Source organism: Helicobacter salomonis, from assembly GCF_900197775.1.
Classification (GTDB): Bacteria; Campylobacterota; Campylobacteria; order Campylobacterales; family Helicobacteraceae; genus Helicobacter; species Helicobacter salomonis.
Genome location: NZ_FZMA01000014.1, coordinates 1 through 18,456, shown reverse-complemented (window position 1 = coordinate 18,456; position 18,456 = coordinate 1). Strand labels below are relative to the sequence as shown.

Here is an 18,456-nt window from a genome sequence, read left to right as displayed (position 1 = left end):
GTCTTAATCCCTTTTATCGTAGTCAAGGACTTTAGGTTCTTTAAAACTCGTGCTACTTTTTCCAGAAGTGTAAAAACCATCAATGGATTGCACTAAATTCAACATAGTTGAAATGTCAGAAATCTCACTCGCATCGTATTCTGCACCCGCGTTTTTATCTAAACGCACCAAAGCACTCACTAATTTTCTACGCACATTCAAGCGGATTTTTTCCCTTAGAGTGGTGCTATAATCACAAGTCTTGCTATCACTCACGCTCTCTTGCTCAACTACAGCATTGCCCGCACTTTGCAAACACAACTTCTTAGCTTGGATTCTAATGGCGTGGATTTTGGCGTGCATGGTCTTGGTGATGGGTGTGGTGGCTTTTAAGGCTTTTTGCAAGAAGTCAATGTTTAGGCTTTTATTTTCAATAAAAGCTTCTTGCACGGCAAGTTTGACTAGGTTTTCTAAATCTGCTCCGCTAAAGCCCTCGCACGCTTTGGCAACGCTGGCTAGATTGAGATTTTGGGGGTTTTGGTGGCGTTTTTGCAAATGGATTTTTAAAATCTGTTCTCTCTCTGCTACACCGGGCAAATCCACGAAAAAGAGTTCATCAAAACGCCCTTTTCTCAAAAACTCGGGGGGAAAACGGGTGATGTCATTGGCTGTGGCTACGATGAAAACCATGCTACTTTTCTCCTCCATCCAAGTTAAGAAATGCCCAAATAGCCGTCTGCTCACCTCGTGCGCGCCCTCATTAGCCCCCATCCCGCTAAAGGCCTTTTCAATCTCATCAATCCAGAGCACACAGGGGCTAATGGCTTCAGCTAGTTGCAAAGCCGCGCGCATATTCTCCTCACTCTGCCCGACAAATTTCCCAAATAAACGCCCCACATCTAGGCGCACTAAGGGTAGTTTGAACAACCCCGCGCACGCCTTAGCGCTCAAAGACTTCCCACACCCGGGCACGCCCACCACTAGCACGCCCTTAGGCATATCCACGCCCTTTTGCATGGCTAAATCCAAATGGGCGATGATTTTAGCTTGCTTGGTTAGCCAAGCCTTGAGCTTTTCTAACCCGCCCATATGCGCTAAGTCCTCGCCCTCTTTGGGGCGCACCATTTCTAAAAGATTGGTCTTTTTAATGCGCTGTTCTTTTTCCTTGATCACAAAATCCCGACTTTGAGCATCAATGCACCCCTGCTCATAAAGAGCCAAGCGCAAAATCTGCTCAATCTGCACGCCCCTTAAGCCCTTGCAATCTAGGGCGAGCTCATTGGCTACTTGGGGTTCTAGGCTTAAGTGGTTGGCTTGTACAAAGCGGTTGATGATTTCTAAAATTTGCGCTTTATCCGGGAAGGGAATATCAAAAATGCGGGTGTAAATCTCGAGTTCTTTGGGAATGTTGGGTGTGCCTAAATGGCTAGAGAAGATAAAGATAGTTGCGCTGTAATCCTCTTTGCTTAAGATATAGCGTGCCATGCGTTGCAAGAGGGCGACCACTTTGGGGTTTTGTTCTAGCTGTAAATCGATGTCTTTGAGCACGATAAAGAGCTCTTGGTCAAAGGGGCGATCGTAGACTCCTAATAAAAAGCTCTCTAGGTCTTGGGGGTTGTTTAAATCTGAAGGTCTTTTGGTGGCAAAGTCTAGCGCACCTAAGGCGTGGTCAAATTCTAGGCACTCTCTGTCCCCTCTGACTTGCGCGATCAAGCTATCTAGCGCGTCCTTATCTTGGCAAGACATGTAGAGAATAGGGGCATGGGTGTCAATGAGTTGTCTGAGTTGGTGGGTTAGGGATGTGGGCATGGAAGTCCTTTAAAGGGCGGGGAGTTCGATAATACTACCACACATATCTATTGCTACATCAGATGAGGGAATGACAAGAGCCACAGTACGTACGTCATACGTCTTTACGGCATTTCTAAAAAAAACACCCCTTGTACCGACATTACATATGGTGGAATACCGCAGTCTATTCCTTTCTGATTCTTCATTGATATAGGAGAAAAAACTTTCTAGGTTCAGGATGTAATTGTCTGGGAAGCTTTCTAGTCTTTCGTGTAATTCCCTCTCTTCATCGCAATAATCGTGATTCAACCAATAACAAGCATAGATGATTGCATTTTGATCTATGGCATCCTCCTTTTTTAGCCATCTCACATACTTCATCGTTTCTGCTATTTTCAGGTCATCCAACTTAAAAGAATATCGCAATGTGAAGAACTCGTATTCTTTGAGCAAGTGATGGCACATATAAAAAAATAAAATGAGAAAATGGTAATTTTCGTGGCGTTTGTTGTAACAATAACGGAGTATCTCTAGTCTCTCCATTTTTGACAGGTCAGCATAATCCTTTAGCAACTGCTTAAAAATCTCTTTACTACTTTCCAAGTTTGAGGTGTTAAACAGCTTCTCTTTAAGCGCATAGTAGGACTTTAGACATTCTGCTAAATTAGAGACATGAGCAGTGGTAGGGTTCTTAGATGGAGTTTTATCTTGTAATTGCTGCACTCGTGCTTGAGTGGCTTTGAGTTTTGCTCTGAGTGCCTCGTTTTCTTGTTCTTGCAAGTTTCTACGGTTTTCTAACACTTCCTGGATCATCTGCAAATCCGCCTCTATTCCAAACACCTCACACAAGGCTTTTAAAATCTCCTTATCTTGTGTTACCTTGATCGCCTCCACACCTTGTAATTCATTTTGATACCCCCTTGACCTAAGCCAACGCCATAGGGTGTTAGTTTTGTAGTGTTCCAACACATCTAAGAGATTAAAATGTTCTTTAAGCTGTTCTAGGCTGGTGATCTTTTCACCATCGCAAGTTAAGGCAAATTTAGCTAATTTCATATAATCCTCCTTAAAAAATAAGCCCCCATTATAGGACTTTTTGCCTTTTAATCTGCATAAAAGACTTAAAGTGTGCAAACTACATGGAAGCTAACTAACTATCTAGTTTCTTAATCAACTCTTCAAGCCATTTACAATATTTTTCGCTCCTGTTAGTTTGTTCGTATTGATCCTTATGTTTTAGAATACCCCGCAACTTTCTTTTTATGGCCTTTTTGACATCCTCATTGCTAGATTGATAAAGAGCTTTGATGAGGGGGAGAAAAGTTTCCCCATATTGAACTTCATCGCTGTTTATTATGGCTTTGAGATCTTCCTGTAAATCAGGATTAGAGGTCAACAAATCGGTAAAGCTAGGCTTTGCATTATCATCTATGCGGACATACTGGTGAACTCTGTCTACAAACTCAGTGATTAAATTTTTATATTCTTCACCAACAATTTTTATTTTTTCTACAATCTTTGAAAAGATTGATCGCGCCTCTATTTCATAACCCCCGGCTTTGTTTTCAATAAAAAGATTGAGGTAAGACAGCACGACCTCTAAACACTTTTGCAGACTAAGAACATCATTTTTGGATTGTTCAAGTACAAATTTCTCAAGTTGTTCATATTGATCAAGGCTCGTTATTCTTGCTTGGATTTTATGATTAACCTCTTCTACTATCCTATCAAAAGTGCTTTGTGCGAGCGAACAATGTGAGGCCAAGAATAAGAAATTGTCAAACCAACGGCTACCCCTGGTTGTAAAAGCTCCATACTGTTTGAATTTAGAACAAATATTTGTGAAAATCTCCCTTAAAAATTCCTCATTGATTTCAATGCGAAGCGTTAGACCCTCAAAATACCTCAAGAAAATATCTTTCAATTCTCTAGTGCGGAAATACCTAATGCTGTAGCTGAAAACTTCTTTACGCACAGACAATGAAGTCATTTCTTTCTTTGTTTTTAGAATGCCCCTCATTTCATACCAGCAACATTCAAGTGCTCTTGCATAAGCCGTTCCGCAACTCTCAAACCTTGGTATGGTTAGACAATTACCAATTCTAGTCCGATCAAACTCGTGGAGCTTTTCTAACACTTCTCCAAAGCTATTGTCGTTATCATTAAAAAATTTCCTGGCTTTCAAGTATAAACGGATTCTTTCAACTTTTCTTTCAAAATACTTCTCAAGCCGGATGAGATGTTCTAACTTACTTCTCTCACTTAATGTTAATGTTGATAAAAATTTATTCCACTTATTATGACCTAGTCCATCGTATTCGTTAGAATAAAACATCCAGTACCTATTGGATGCGTTTGAAAACCATATCTCAAGCTCTTCATTGCGAATAACTTCTCCTAATCCTCTTTTGTATTCTCTATCGATTTCCGACATATTCTCGTCATCGATACGGTTTTCAAAAAGTAAAAAATATCTTAAACATTTATCTTTAAACGATATTTCTTTAGACTTCCTAAGAGTACGAATTTTTTCCTCTAAAGTTTTAGAATTAAGACATGTGGAATTAAAACATGTGAAAGTATGCCTTATCTTCTCTATCTCTTCATTGCTTAGAACTGGTGTTGCATTATACTTCTCTTTAATTTTTTCAAAGAAATGTTTTAGTTCCCTTTTACGCTCTCGCCTCTCATCTAGTCTTTTCGTAAAGAGTTCACTAAGATACAAGACATGAATATTTTTGTTTTTGTAAAACTCAAATTCAATCCGTTCAAATGGATCGTTCGTCTTGATGAAGTAGATCGGCTTTACATTATCCGAGCAAGAATTTACCCAAGAAATGATTTGTTTAACATTTGGATCGCCCAAAGAATAACCGATCAAGACGACAACATCTGTTGCGAATACCCCTTTAACATAATTTTCAATGAGGGGAAAATTATGACTATATTCTAAATAGTCTTTTTCTCGAAAAACAACATTCCTTCGATTCAAACTTCCATGTATTTTAAGAAGCTTTGGCAAACCCGTAGAGTTTCCAATGTTTGCATCCATCTCTACAATGTCAAATAGCTTCTTTACTTTAGAACTCGCTAACTCGAATAAGTTATCCCAATTTGTTGTGATGAGATTTTTAAGATTAAGCTTGACAATTTCAAAATGTAGGGTGTTTGGCTCGGCATTATTGCCATCCGGAGTTTTTAGTGCTTCTCTCAGTACATGATAGTAAATATTATGCCCAAATTGATTGAAAAACTTCTCGGCTAAAACCGTGTAATCCCCATCTCTTTTAATATCATCAAAAAGTTTTTTTTCAAGCATCTTTATTAGGTTTATCAAATCTTCATCTGATAGAAAACCATGTTGCTCAATATGCTTCTTGGCAGATGTGGAATAGGTGTCATACTTTTTGGATTTTGCATAACCATAAAGTTTCTCTTTGAGAATATCTATTAACTCTCCCCACCTTGGCAAACCAGAAAAAGCACTGATTCCAGCCCCCGCAAAGATACTCAAATAATTTTCATTGTGTGCTTTTCTGATATTTTCTAGAGATGTTTCAATAAAACTTCTGTATTCATTGTCAGTCATCCAACTCTCCCAACACACCCCACTTTATCTTAAGCTCTTTGGATTGATAGGTCAAGTCTGTAAGCACAGGAGTCCTTAAAGTTCGATTTCTATGTAAAACAGAGGGATTTCTTCCTTTCGACTTTCGTTTAGATTTCTTTTGATTTTTACCGCACCTTCGAGTAGATAACAACGCTTATGAGGATACTGCGCCTCAAACAGCATTATATTATCCCCACAAGCTTTAGGTTCATCAGAAAATCTACTCAAGAATCCATAAGATTTATAGCGAATTACCCTACCGACTTTAAGATCATAGGGGCTGATTATCCAATTATATGCCCCACTAGCACAAACTACTTTTTCAAATACATGCACTTTCCCTTTTCGAGGAATCATAAGTTTTTGTGGTTGCATAAAGTGCATAATATCCCGAAAATCAGGTTGAAAGTATTGGCGGGCATCATAGGCATCCGGCTTGCTTTTCCACTTGAACCCCCAAAAATGGACTAGGAGATACAGCCAAAAAATGCGTTCAAGTGAAGGTTTATCTCCCTGTAATCGCACCTTTGTGCGTAATGGAGTGATGATGTTATACCTGTCCATTTCAAACAGCTCTGTATAATCTTGGCCCAACTCCTTCAAAATTGCCTTGCCACTTTCAAAATCTTGAGCATTAAAAAACTTTTCCTTAAGCGCGTTGTAAGACTTGAAATAATCCCCAAAGTTAGGAGCGGAAACTGGAGGCGCAACTTGCAAAGCTTGTAACTGCTCTTTACATGCTTTAAGCTCCGCTTTTAATGCCTCGTTTTCTTGCATGCGCTGGTGATTTTTTGGTGTCTCTTGGATCATCTGTTGATCTGCCTCTATTCCAAACACCTGACATAGCGCGCTTAAAATCTCTGTATCTTGCGTAGCTGTGATCGCCTCTATGCCTGCTAATTCATTTTGATACCCCCTTGATCTAAGCCAACGCCACAAAGTATTTGTTTTGTAGTGCTCCAGTACATCTAAGAGATTAAAATGCTCTTTGAGCTGTTCTAGGCTGGTGATCTTCTCCCCATCACAAGTTAAAGCAAATTTAGCGAGTTTTATAGTGCCTCCTTATATTTTTAAAGCGCCCATTATACATAAAAGCCACCACCCCACAGCTTTAAAGGCAGGCTAAGGCATTGTGAGGATATAGGGGTGTGGCGCAATCAATTTGAATGCGTAGCAGGCATTCTATGTTGGTTTTACTGAGAAGTTTGTGTTATAATGCCCCACATCTTACAAAAAAAGGAAGTCAGTGAAACGCGTTTTACAATGTTTGTTTGTGTCATGTGTTTTGAGTGCTGGGTTGGTAGCCCAGGAATATGAAATTGACAAGGCTCACAGCCATGTGGGTTTTAAGGTCAAACATTTAAAGGTTAGCAGTGTGCGTGGCGATTTTCAGGACTACAGCGCAATCATCGATTACGATCCAGCCAGCCATACTTTTAAGAAATTAGAAGCCACTATTAAAGCGGATTCCATCAACACGCGCAACTCCAAGAGAGATACGCACCTGCGCTCGGATGACTTCTTTAAGGTCGCAGAATACCCCGATCTCCACTTCGTAATGCATGAATATCAAAAGCTAGACTCCAAGCGCGGGCGTGTAGTGGGCACCTTGAATATCGCAGGGGTTTCCCATAAAGTGGTGTTACAAGCTGAAATTGGAGGCATAGCCCAGCAAAATGGCCGCAAGAAATTAGGTTTTTCTCTCAATGGCAAGATCAACCGCGCAGATTTCAAATTCGCTCCTAGCACCTCTATCCACAGCGTAGGCGACGCAATTGCACTCAATATCGAGGTAGAGGCCGCTCAAAAATAGTAGGTTTATTTGCAACTCAATTTAGAACAACAAGAGGCAACGCAGGCCAAGCTCGGGCATAATTTGGTGATCGCCTCGGCGGGCACAGGCAAGACTTCTACGATCGTGGGGCGTATTCTACACCTCTTGGCGCATGGAACACGCCCTCAAGAGATTTTGCTCTTAACTTTCACCAATAAGGCTAGTTTGGAGATGAAGGAGCGTTTAGCAATTTACACGCCACACGCCCAGCATATCCAAGCAGGTACTTTTCATGCGCTAGCTTATCGTCATCTGAGAGAGTTCCATGCGCATTTGAGTTTAAAGCAGCCCAAAGAATTGCATGTCTTGCTCAAGAGCATTATCGAAACCTGTCCACTCAATGTTGAAAATAACTTTTACACCGCGAGTCATCTTTACGATTTGTATTCTCTCTATGTAAATGCGCAAAGCCCGCAAGACTTTGCTACATGGCTGTGTGTGCGTAAGCCAGAGCAAGAACCCTATGCCCTAGCTTACGAGAATATCTTGGAACAATTCTGTGCCATCAAGCAAGAGTATCAATATGTCGATTACAACGATCTCCTCTTGCTCTACCGCCAGCATATCGCCCCCACGCAGCATTTTAGTGAGGTGCTCTGTGATGAATACCAAGACACCAATCCCCTGCAAGATTCCATTTTGGATGCCCTCAAACCACCAAGTCTTTTTTGCGTTGGAGACTATGATCAGAGTATCTACGCTTTTAATGGAGCGGATATCTCCATCATCAGCAATTTTACGCGCAAGTATCCCCGTGCGCGCGTCTTTACCCTGAAGAAGAACTATCGTTCATCACGGGCTATTTTAGACTTAGCCAATCGTGTGATTGCGCACAACCCACGCATTTATCCTAAAAACCTCGAGGTGGTTAAAACTGCCAGTCCCTCTTTACCCACTCTCCTAGAATACGACGAACTCATGATGCAATACAAAGGAATTGCCCGCCATATTGCACGCAAAAAAGAGGGGTATGACCATGTAGCGGTGCTCTTTAGAAATAATGCCAGTGCTGATGGATGCGAAGCCTCTTTGCGCCAATTGGGGATTCCTTCCAAGCGTAGGGGGGGCTTGAGTTTCTTTGAGAGCAAAGAAATAAAACTCATGCTCAATGTATGTGCGTTTTTGAGTCACCCCAAGGACATGGTCGCCACACTGGAACTCTTAAACCATGCTCCGGGCGTGGGCGCGGCGTTAGGCAAGGAGTTTTACCATGCATTGCAGGTACTAGGCGATGGGGATAGTTTACGGGGTTTGGTGAGCCCCAACGATCAAAAACCTTTCAAAACCCCGCAGATAGGTCTCTTTGATGCGCAATTTAGTGCGCAGAGTCATGCACGCTTCAATGTGCCCCCTGCTTTTAAATCCCATCCTCTTTTAAGCCACCCTAAGATCACCCCTTCTATGGCGTGCTTCTTAGGATCGCTCTTCACACTCTGCCAACATGCAGGGGGATGCCAACCTGCTAGCAGTATTGCCAAAATTGCCCAATCTTCGTGGTGGATGGAGATTGTCAAAAAAATCAGTGCCGATCGTGCCAAAAATAAAGATGGTAGCATAGACGCTACCCGCGCGCAGGACGCCCAACACAGAATTAAGGTCAAGGTAGACCTCTTGGTGAATCTAGCCAAACCCTATGCTACTTTGAAAGATTTTATGAATGCGATGGTACTAGGGTCTAGGGAGGCCTCTAGCGGGGAGGGGGTGCATTTACTCAGTGTACACGCGAGTAAAGGCTTAGAGTTTCAAGAAGTGTATGTGATCGATTTAATGGAGGGGCGTTTTCCCAATACCAAGCTGGCTAAACAGAGTGGAAGCCTAGAGGAAGAACGCCGTCTATTCTATGTGGCTGCCACGCGCGCTAAGGACCATCTCTACCTCTCCTATGCTAAACAGGACAAACAGCGCAACATCGATTACGAACCCTCCTGCTTCCTGAAAGAGGCTGGACTCATTGTCCCTAAATCGTAAGCTGTCTAAAACCTCTCAAGCAGAGGATTTAGATAGACAGATGCAAGTTTTAAGGGTAATGCTAGAGGAGTAGTCAAACTCGCACGCCTGCCCTAGACATGGGACCCGATCCAATGAATAGAATTTTTTGAAAGTTTTGCATAAGAGAGATTATAGCAGAAGCTGTGGTAGGCTGGAGGGCTAAGGCATAGCCTTAGCTTTTAAAGGTGGGGGTTTAGAGCTTAAGCCCATAATCTTAAGCCACAGCAAGGATTAGTCATTTTCTGTTAATTTTATGCGGAGACACATGGGGTTGTATGTGAAGCCCTCAAACATGGCTTCTCGATTTCTGGCCTGTGCTATTTTGAAATTCCACCTATCTAAAGCTTGATAAAACCCTGTGCAATCTTTTAGCATCTCTTCCAGGTCCTCCACACTAAAAATATCCCAATCACCTAGTGGCTGGTTAAATCGGTAGCAACCCAAAAACATGCGTTTCATGCTTTTTACCTTAGAAACATCCCAATTTTGAAAGGGTTGGTTGAATTGTCCGCACTCGTAAAACATCTCCTCCATGTTCTCCACATTAGAGACATCCCAATCATCCAGCGATTTGTTAAAATTCTCGCAAAATTGAAACATGTGGCTCATGTCCTTTACCTTAGACACATCCCACTGAGAAATCTTGTAGTTAAAGTGTATGGCGTTGTAAAACATGCCCCGCATATTTGTTACATGAGAAGTGTCCCAAGTTTCTAAGCCCTCAAAGTTTTTACGCGCGAAAGCGGGCGTACCCCCCCCCCGAATAATGCGAAAACACAAAACTCAAATCCGTAATCTGACTAATATCAATCTCCCCCAAATGCACGCTCTCATCAGCCACCAACTTTTTAAGCTCTTCTTTGCTCTGGGGGCAATATTTTTTAGCCATTTTGGGCGCAGCTTTGGGGCTAGCAGGGGTGCTTAAGGTTGGGTGTTCTTTTAGGGTAACTAACACGCCTTCTACATCTAAAACACTTTGTTCTAGGCTAGCTAGAGAGTCTAAAGCTTCCTTAGCTGTGCTGGCTTGCTCTAGGCTGGCCAGGGGCGTGTTGATCCTAGCTCTAACACGCTTAAGCAAGATTAACACTTCTTCTAAGGCTGTATCGTCCTCTAGGCTAGCGTAATGCTCATCTAAGGCTTTGCTGACATGTGTGAGTGCCTCTACTAGCGCACTAAACTTGGTGTGCAATTCTTGAGCTTCTGCCTTAAACTTCTAGTCCCTCTTCTAACACACTCTTACCCAAGCGGCATGCGCGCTTGGCGGCTTTGATTTCTTGTTCTAACTTTTCTAAGACTCGTTGCATGGTGATCCTCCCAATTAATAGAATAGGGGGCTATTCTAACATATTCTTTGCTGGAAAACGCACACTAAAAACATTGCAAGAGCCCTCATTGCTGACCTCAAGGCTGAGGTGGTATTGCGCGCAAATGCTTTTGACTAAATCTAGGCCAATCCCATACCCTTTTTTTGTGTGTGTGCCGCGCGCATAGCGCATGCTCAAGGCCTCTATGCTTTGGGGGCTTAAAGCTTGCCCGGTATTGCTAATGCTAAGATTGTCTCGCAAACGCACATGCACCGCGCCCTTAGGAGGGGTGTATTTGATGGCATTCATTAACAGATTACTTACCAAAGTAACCATGTCCTCTTCTAGGGCTTTGACAATCTTAGGGGCTAAGTCGTGGGTGAGTTGGATTTGGTAGAAATGCGCCATATCGGCAAAGGCACTGATTTGTTGGCTTACCAGAGTTTGCAGGTTTAATAAACTGGGTTCATCGCGGCGCAAATCCTGCATGAAAAGATAGGCTAATTGGTGATGCAAGTAGAAAATGCGCCGCGCGCTTACTAAAATCCCTAAGGCTTGGGGGGTGTGACGCGCCAAATGTTTTGCACTCATCAATAGGGCGGCAATGGGGGTGTTGAGTTCGTGGGCGATGTCCTTGCTGAAGCGGTCCAAGCGCGCTACCTCATCGCTGATAGGTTTTAAAAATAGCCGTGCTAGCCAATACGCCATCACACCCACACACACGCAAGCCCCCAGCAAGACCAAGAAAATAGAGCGATAAAGCGGGGCAAAAAGATGAGAGGGTTTAGGATGTTGTAAAATGAGTGTGATCACACCTAGATGCCCGAAAGTCTTGTTGTCTACCAAATAAAATGCGTCCTCTTTCTCTAAAAATAGGGGGAAGTTTTTGGCCGCGCCAAAGAAGACTAAACTACTACCTCCTAGAAAATTGTGCTTGTAAAGAACTTTGTTTTGCGCGTCTAAGAGCACGAAAGCTAGAGTATTGTGTTTGAGGGCGAGGCGTTCAAAGGGGTTGGGCGTGGCTTCCATGTGTTCGAGCACAATATCTTGGGCAAGATTGTTTGCTTGTAATTGCATGTGTTGCTGGATATTATGTAAGAGTGCATTTTTCTCATAGAATAAAAACAGGAGCGCGATTGTGCCCATCAACACAAACGAAGAACCCAAATAAATTCCCAAAAAACGCCATAGAGATTGCCGTTGGTAGCTATTGAGTTTCATAGACAAAGATAATACCCTAAACCCTTGACATTGTGGATGCTCTCTTTGCCTAAGAGTTTGCGTAAATTTTTGATATAGGTGCGTAAAGTGGAATGATCCACCCCGCTCTCATAGCTCCACACATTGGCGATAATCTGATCGCTACTGAGCACTTGGTGGGGGTGTTGTAAAAAGAATTCCAGTAATTGCCTCTCTTTGGAAGTGAGAAAAAATCGCTCTGTTCCCACGCACAACACTCCGTTTTCATAGTGTGTGTGTGCGTTGATAGTGATCTTTTGGGCTACCAATAGACGCTCGATTCTCACCTGTAACTCTTCTAGGTCAAAGGGCTTTTTGAGATAGTCGCTCGCTCCAATCCTAAAGGCTTTTCTCAAGGAAGCGATATCGCCCAACACACTAATCACCACCACTGGAGCTTGAATCTCCAACTCGCGCACCACCTGCAGGGTTTCAAAATTGGCACTACCGGGTAGTTGCACATCTAGCACCAAGAGATCAAAAGATTCTTGGCTCAAAATTTCCAAAGCGCTTGGAGTGTCGTAAGCACCGATGACACAATAACCCGCCTGCTCTAAAAAATCCTTGATCAAACTATGCAAGAGCACATCGTCTTCGAGTAAAAAAACGCGTCTAGTCATGGAGTGATGGCATGGATTTACGCCATAGTGCTAGGATTTTTGCGCCCAGCCCACTGATGGGAATGCGATCCAAATTATTGAGATCAATCTGTCTTAATCCCTCTGGCTGTAAGTCCTCCAATTTAGCCTTGTAAAGCATGACACGCACGCGGTACTTGGTGTAGCTATGCCTTACACTCCCTAGCAAGGGGAGAGCGACAAGCTCCTGGTTTTTTAAAAGGGGAAACTGATAGAGATGGGCGTATAAACCCTGTGTCGCATAGTGGAGATAAATCTGTTTATCCTCTACGCATACTCCACAATGCAAATCCAAAGGAATACTGGGAGTTTTTTTGAAGATACTGAATTGTTCTAGCGCGTCCTTACCTTGGCATGCAAAATTTAGAGGACATGCACCACATTGGGGTTGTTTAGTGCATACAAGCGCGCCTAAATCGATGAGAGCTTGGTTGTGATCAAAGGGGTTGAGCGGGTTGACAAAAGTATCAGCGCGCTCTTGGAGTAGAGAAGCTAATTTAGTTTGCTTGGGCACGATGGCAAATAGGCGCATCAATACCCTAGCCACATTGGCATCTACCACTCCTATTGTCTGCCTAAAACCAAAACAGAGGATCGCGCGTGCGCTATACGCCCCAATACCGGGTAGGGCACGCAATAGGGCATAGTCTTGAGGGAGTTGTCCGTCGTATTGTTGGCAACAAATCTGCGCGCTTCTGTGTAAATTTTTAGCCCGTGCGTAATAACCTAGTCCCTTCCACAAGCACAATACATGCTCTAAGGGAGCGCTAGCTAAAGCCTCTAAAGTGGGAAAAGTTTCTAGGAAAGGAGTGAAATATCGCTCTAGCACGACATTAATTTGGGTTTGTTGCGACATAATTTCTGAAACATAAATCTGATAGGGGGCATTAGGGCCACTTAGATGACGGATGGGCATGTCCTTGCGCCCGTGTTGAGTATACCATTTGAGCAAGGCTTCTTGAAGCCCTACAAGATTATTTAGAGTCTTGGAGTCTGACATAGAAGCGGTTCAACTCTCTCAGAAGGCGCAAGAAGATGTCATAGTGGCTATCTTCCCTTGCGATATTGCCCTGAGTGCTTAGGGACTGATTTTCTACGATACTAAAAGGTTCAAGGACAAGATTTGGAATACCATGCACATAGTGATTTTCCATGACCCAATCCACAGGCATGACCCATTTTTTGCTCACAGCTAAAAATGCAGCTGCTATCTTAGGAGTGATACAATAACCTTGTGCGCCACTCCCGCATGTGTTTTCTTTGATTTCTTGCACTCCGGGAGTCGCTGTGGGAGTTTTGGCATAATCAAATAGGTGCATCAAGCGCGCCCAGCCCAAAGAGGCCAAATTAGATTGTAAAAACTCTAAGCTTTCAAAGAAATGGGGTTGTAGAGTGATATCGTCTTCTAAAATACAAAGAGGTTCTTGGGAATCTATGCAGTGCTGCCAAAGTGTGTAATGGCTCGCATAACAACCCAATTCACTCAAGCTCATCATTTTACCCCTGAATTTGAGTGCATAATAGCACGCTTCTGGCCATGTTTTGAAGTCTTTAGCAAGCCCCACATCAGGACGCACAAAATAAGCTTGTGCATGGGCGCGCACCAAAGGGTGCAAGCCTCCATCACTCCTAGCATAGATCGCATCAAAAACCTCTATTTGATGTTGCTTTTGGGTGCATAGGGCTTCTAAAAGCGGTGTAATATCGCGCTCATGTAAACCATGTTGGGTACAGGTGGCTTTAGAGAGGTGGATAACAAAAACACGCATTAGATCAAGGACTCTATGAGTTTGTAGAGTGTGGCTAGAATACTTAAGAGATAAATACAGAGCAAAAGGACTTTATGGATATGCTCATTGGCTAACATAATTAACCTAATACCTATGCCCACCCCCAAGAGAGCCCCTAATCCCGTTATAGAGCCTGCCTGCAGCGCACGACTATCAAGCACCCCTGAATGGTATAGAGAAATCACTCCTGAGAGAGAAGAAAAAATCACAAAGAACAACCCTAAGGGCACGATTCTTTGGGTGTCATATTTTAAAAAATAACCCAAGAAAGGCACCATTAAAATCCCTCCACCCATGCCTAGTGGAATGGAAAAAATACCCGTAATCAAACCTGCTAGGCTTAAAATTGCATGGGTTTTACTCAGATGCCATGGCCCTATAGAGATGTTAAAGGGCTTTTTTTGGGAGTGCATATGAAAGTGTGCTGTTTGAAAGTGCTTATGTTGCTGGTTTCTGTGTCCAAAGGCGTATTTTATGAAAGTGTAGCACACCACCACTACAAACACGGCCATCAGAATACGATTATCAATAAATTTGAGTAAAAAGCTCCCTAAAAGAGCCCCTATTAAGCCTCCTATGGCCGCAAACACCCCTTCTTGTAAATCTAGCAAACCCTTTTTATAATTGATGAGCGAGCCTACTAGAGAAGAAAAGAGCATCTGAGCTAGAGAAATCCCTACGGCATGGCTGTAACTAAAGCCTGCAAAAATGACCGCTGGCACAACGATTTCACCCCCTCCAATGCCAAAGAATCCTGCCGTAATCCCTGTAATCAACCCCACTACACCTAGAACGAGGGCCTCTGTGTTTTCCAGCGCAGCGATCATGATCTAGTATCTGGTGATTGGCAAAGACATTGCACGCGCGCAACTTCAAGAGGTCTTAACAAACTCGCTCCTAATAAAGTAGAGATTTACAAAATACGAGGTCTAAAAACCCACAACCCACGCTCAGTGTCATACAGCATGGTATCCCGACAGCGGGCATTATAGCGCAATAACATTAACGCTAACCATCCGCATACTTTAGGATATGAATGCTAAGAATTTCAGTATCTCAGTCACCACTTGAGCGGGGGGTTGGTTTGCATTGATACGGTATTGGGCGATGCGGGTGTAAATGGGTAGGCGCTCTAAATAGAGTTGGTGGAGGGTTTGGGTGTCCTGAAAAAGGGGGCGGGGGGTGTTATCTTGTAAGAGTCGCGCATGCAGGTGCGCAAAATCGGTATGCAAATAGCACACCACTCCCTCCCCTAGTGTGTTGTAAATGGGCATTCCTCCCCCTGTTGCTACCACACATGGGGATACCTCTTGAAGGCGTGCGATCAGTTGGGCTTCTAAATTTCTAAAATGCGCTGCGCCATAGTGTGTAAAAATTTCTGTAATACTCAGGGCACATTCTTGGCTGATCACCAAATCCGTATCAATCAAGGGATAGCCCAACTCAGAGGCGAGTAAGTTCCCAATGGTGCTTTTGCCACTCCCCATAAATCCAATGAGCCATATTTTCATTAAAAGAGTTTGGCCCCCAAATATTCCCCTTGCATCTCCTCTTCAATTTCTAGGAGGCGGTTGTATTTGGCAGTGCGCTCTGCGCGCGCGGGCGCGCCTGTTTTAATCTGCGCTGTGTTGAGTGCTACGGCAAAATCGGCAATAAAACTATCCTCACTCTCTCCACTGCGATGACTCATCACACAGGCATAACCCGCTCGCTGGGCAAGTCGGATTGTTTCTAGGGTTTGAGAAAGGGTGCCGATTTGGTTGGGTTTGATGAGAATAGCGTTAGCTAACTTGGAGTCAATGCCTTTTTGCAAAAGCGTTCTATTCGTTACAAAAAGGTCATCTCCCACAAGTTGGACCTTGTGCCCCAAGCTACTAGTCAGTTGCGCCCATCCTTCGTAATCCTCTTCACCTAGCGCGTCTTCAATAGAAACAATGGGATACTCACGGCAGAGCATGCCATAGTATTCAATCAGCTCCTCTGTTTCTAAGGCTTTGTCTTCACTAGAGAGCATGTAACGCCCCTCTTTTGTGAGAAGCTCGCTACTAGCAACATCTAGGGCTAAGGCAATTTGTTCCCCAACCTTGTAACCTGCCTTTTCAATCGCCTTAAGTAACCATTCTAAGGGTTCAGTGTTGTTCTTAAAATTGGGTGCAAACCCTCCTTCATCTCCCACGCCTACACTATGCCCAGCCTGAGCCAACATCGCTTTGAGATGGTGATAAACCTCCACTCCTGCGCGCAAAGCTTGGGCAAAATTTTCAAACCCCAAGGGCATGATCATGTATTCTTGAAAATCTAAAGAATTATTCGCATGCACCCCCCCATTGATCACATTGAGCATGGGAGCTGGTAACACGCGTGCGTTAAGTCCCCCTAAATAACGATACAAGGGCAGGCGTAGAGATTGCGCGCTGGCGCGTGCCAACGCCATAGACACGCCTAAAACCGCGTTCGCCCCTAAATGTGCGTAATTAGGAGTGTTGTCTAAAGCCCGCATGCTCGCATCTGCGCCTGCTTGATCGTAGGGGTCTTTGCCCTGTAGAGCTGTGTTGATTTGCTGGTTGACAAAATGGCATGCCTGCAAGACTCCTTTGCCTAAGAACTTTTGCGCGTCGCCATCCCTAAGCTCCAAGGCTTCTCTCTTGCCCGTGCTTGCCCCGCTAGGCACAATGCCTACGCCCACACTCCCATCACTCAGCACCACCTTAGCCTTTAGGGTGGGATTACCCCGACTATCTAGAATCTGACTTGCATTAATATGTTGAATTTGCATCTATACTCCTTTTGAAATGCGGGCATGTTAGCAGAACCGAATTGAATCGTTCTTGGCAGAAATCCCACCCATCCTCAGCCAGTAAGACACGCTACTTTGAATGTGTAGAAGGATTGCCAAGAGCTTTCTTAATCCACTCTGACACACTCTGTGCACTTCCCGTATGGAGATAGGCACGCAAGCGTTGGGATTCACGCACAAAGTGGACGCGATCCATTGTGCTATATGCTTGTAATAAATTTTGCGCATGCAAGCCGTGTTGAATGTATTCGGGGTGAAGCATGGTTGTCCCACGACCCGGTCGCTCATGATGCAAGGCATTGTAAAAAATATTGGCTAACCCGATACAAGTGAGCTTAACCAAGCGCTTTGCAATGAAAAAATCTAAGGCCTTAGCTTTGTAGGCAAGCACAAAGGGCGTGCCAATCAAAGTAGCCTCCAGAGTAGCCGTACCGCTACAAATGAAGGCAAATTCAGCCTCATAGAGGCTTTGGGGTGCGTTGTAGGAGATCTCAAATAGGGCGATGTCCTTGCCATAGAGCACCTCCAAATCACTTCCTTTTAGACTTGCGGGCACGACTAACACGCGCAAACCGGGTAGAGCGCGCGCCACTTCTACAAAAATGGGAAAAATCGCGCGTATTTCTTGCTGACGGCTACCGGGCATAAACACCACTCCATGCCCTTGTGGGCGGATTTTATACAAGGGAATTTCATCCAAAAGTGGGTGGCCGACATAAGTTGCCTTATGGGAGTAATAACTCAACTCAAAAGGCAAAATAGCCCCTAATTGATCGCAGTAGCGCTCTAAAATCTTGGCACGGTAACTCTTCCATGCCCACACTTGGGGGAGAATATAGTAGATAATATGCTTATGCGGGGTGCGCGCTTTAATGCGTTTAGCCAGAGGAATATTGAAGGAGCTCGAATCCATTAAGAGTACGAGATCGGCTTGTGCGCAGAGCGCACTCATCTGGCGCAATGCCTTATAAAAAAAACTTAGTTTAAGTGCCACCTCTTTAAACCCCATGATGGAGAACTGTCTAGGGCTAAATAGAGGCTGATCTTCAGGTTCTAGCGCGTCGTAAATACCCAACCATTCAACATTTTTAAGATAAGTACGCAAAACCTTTAAATGCACATTAGCACTCACCTCTAGTGCACTCACAAGTATCTTCAAACTCCATCCTTTATCGATCTCTAAAAACTAGCACATCAAGTTGCTAAAGATAGCTACTCAACACACTCCCCTAGCTTAGTTGCTTGGCTTAGTGGCTTGCAAGATTACCAGAGACTTGCATGCTAAGCATGTCTTAGCTCCTCTACTCCAAGAGTTAAGCCCTCTCTCTATGAATATTATACTGGCATTTAAATTTCTATCCAAAGAAAAGCTACAGCCTAAGCATTTAAATACTCTATCCTTTAGGCTCAAATCCTCTTTGAGTGTCCTACAACTAGAGCAGACCTTAGAGCTAGGAACAAAAGCATCGCTTTTGATGAAAGCTA

Annotated in this window: 17 protein-coding genes; 2 read left to right on the top strand and 15 right to left on the bottom strand. The window is 43.7% G+C overall.

What is annotated here, in order from left to right; all coding sequences use genetic code 11:
- Positions 1-3 precede the first annotated feature (3 nt).
- From C6H04_RS02790 to C6H04_RS02775, 4 genes are all read right to left on the bottom strand, one after another.
- A complete protein-coding gene (locus tag C6H04_RS02790) occupies positions 4-1,788 on the bottom strand; it encodes an AAA family ATPase (RefSeq protein WP_104732268.1) in 1,785 nt (594 codons plus the stop codon).
- A gap of 9 nt (positions 1,789-1,797) precedes the next feature.
- A complete protein-coding gene (locus C6H04_RS02785) occupies positions 1,798-2,826 on the bottom strand; it encodes a hypothetical protein (protein ID WP_104732267.1) in 1,029 nt (342 codons plus the stop codon).
- Between the two features lie 94 nt (positions 2,827-2,920).
- Positions 2,921-5,359 (bottom strand): SIR2 family protein, encoded by a 2,439-nt coding sequence (locus C6H04_RS02780; RefSeq protein WP_104732266.1) that lies wholly within the window; start codon positions 5,357-5,359, stop codon positions 2,921-2,923.
- A gap of 75 nt (positions 5,360-5,434) precedes the next feature.
- A complete protein-coding gene (locus C6H04_RS02775) occupies positions 5,435-6,319 on the bottom strand; it encodes a hypothetical protein (protein ID WP_104732265.1) in 885 nt (294 codons plus the stop codon).
- 307 nt (positions 6,320-6,626) lie between these two features.
- On the opposite strand from C6H04_RS02775, the gene C6H04_RS02770 reads away from it, so the two are divergent.
- Positions 6,627-7,193 (top strand): YceI family protein, encoded by a 567-nt coding sequence (locus tag C6H04_RS02770; protein ID WP_104696106.1) that lies wholly within the window; start codon positions 6,627-6,629, stop codon positions 7,191-7,193.
- A gap of 9 nt (positions 7,194-7,202) precedes the next feature.
- Positions 7,203-9,182: an ATP-dependent helicase gene (locus C6H04_RS02765; RefSeq protein WP_104732264.1), complete on the top strand. Its 1,980-nt coding sequence runs from the start codon at positions 7,203-7,205 to the stop codon at positions 9,180-9,182.
- A gap of 252 nt (positions 9,183-9,434) precedes the next feature.
- Here C6H04_RS02765 and C6H04_RS08100 read toward each other — a convergent pair whose 3' ends face one another.
- The 11 genes from C6H04_RS08100 to C6H04_RS08335 form a co-directional block, all read right to left on the bottom strand.
- A complete protein-coding gene (locus C6H04_RS08100; protein ID WP_233711833.1) occupies positions 9,435-9,983 on the bottom strand; it encodes a BspA family leucine-rich repeat surface protein in 549 nt (182 codons plus the stop codon).
- A complete protein-coding gene (locus C6H04_RS08095; protein WP_233711832.1) occupies positions 9,934-10,392 on the bottom strand; it encodes a hypothetical protein in 459 nt (152 codons plus the stop codon). The genes C6H04_RS08100 and C6H04_RS08095 overlap by 50 nt, the downstream gene beginning before the upstream one ends.
- A 145-nt stretch (positions 10,393-10,537) precedes the next feature.
- Positions 10,538-11,728, bottom strand: coding sequence for a sensor histidine kinase (locus C6H04_RS02755; protein WP_104732263.1), 1,191 nt, complete (start codon positions 11,726-11,728; stop codon positions 10,538-10,540).
- Positions 11,725-12,366, bottom strand: coding sequence for a copper response regulator transcription factor CrdR (gene crdR, locus C6H04_RS02750; protein ID WP_104732262.1), 642 nt, complete (start codon positions 12,364-12,366; stop codon positions 11,725-11,727). The genes C6H04_RS02755 and crdR overlap by 4 nt, the downstream gene beginning before the upstream one ends.
- A complete protein-coding gene (locus C6H04_RS02745) occupies positions 12,359-13,384 on the bottom strand; it encodes an A/G-specific adenine glycosylase (protein ID WP_104732261.1) in 1,026 nt (341 codons plus the stop codon). The genes crdR and C6H04_RS02745 overlap by 8 nt, the downstream gene beginning before the upstream one ends.
- Positions 13,359-14,153 carry a glycosyltransferase family 25 protein gene (locus tag C6H04_RS02740; RefSeq protein WP_104732260.1) on the bottom strand — a complete coding sequence of 265 codons (795 nt, stop codon included), beginning with the start codon at positions 14,151-14,153 and terminating at the stop codon, positions 13,359-13,361. The genes C6H04_RS02745 and C6H04_RS02740 overlap by 26 nt, the downstream gene beginning before the upstream one ends.
- Positions 14,153-15,001, bottom strand: a complete 849-nt coding sequence (locus tag C6H04_RS02735) for a sulfite exporter TauE/SafE family protein (protein ID WP_438940239.1) — start codon at positions 14,999-15,001, stop codon at positions 14,153-14,155. Before C6H04_RS02735 ends, C6H04_RS02740 begins: the two co-directional genes overlap by 1 nt.
- Before the next feature lie 198 nt (positions 15,002-15,199).
- Positions 15,200-15,685 (bottom strand): shikimate kinase, encoded by a 486-nt coding sequence (locus tag C6H04_RS02730; protein ID WP_104732259.1) that lies wholly within the window; start codon positions 15,683-15,685, stop codon positions 15,200-15,202.
- A complete protein-coding gene (gene eno, locus C6H04_RS02725) occupies positions 15,685-16,950 on the bottom strand; it encodes a phosphopyruvate hydratase (RefSeq protein WP_104696113.1) in 1,266 nt (421 codons plus the stop codon). Before eno ends, C6H04_RS02730 begins: the two co-directional genes overlap by 1 nt.
- Before the next feature lie 91 nt (positions 16,951-17,041).
- A complete protein-coding gene (gene lpxB / locus C6H04_RS02720) occupies positions 17,042-18,130 on the bottom strand; it encodes a lipid-A-disaccharide synthase (RefSeq protein ID WP_104732258.1) in 1,089 nt (362 codons plus the stop codon).
- A gap of 75 nt (positions 18,131-18,205) precedes the next feature.
- Positions 18,206-18,448: a zinc ribbon domain-containing protein gene (locus tag C6H04_RS08335; protein WP_438940240.1), complete on the bottom strand. Its 243-nt coding sequence runs from the start codon at positions 18,446-18,448 to the stop codon at positions 18,206-18,208.
- Positions 18,449-18,456: the final 8 nt, after the last annotated feature.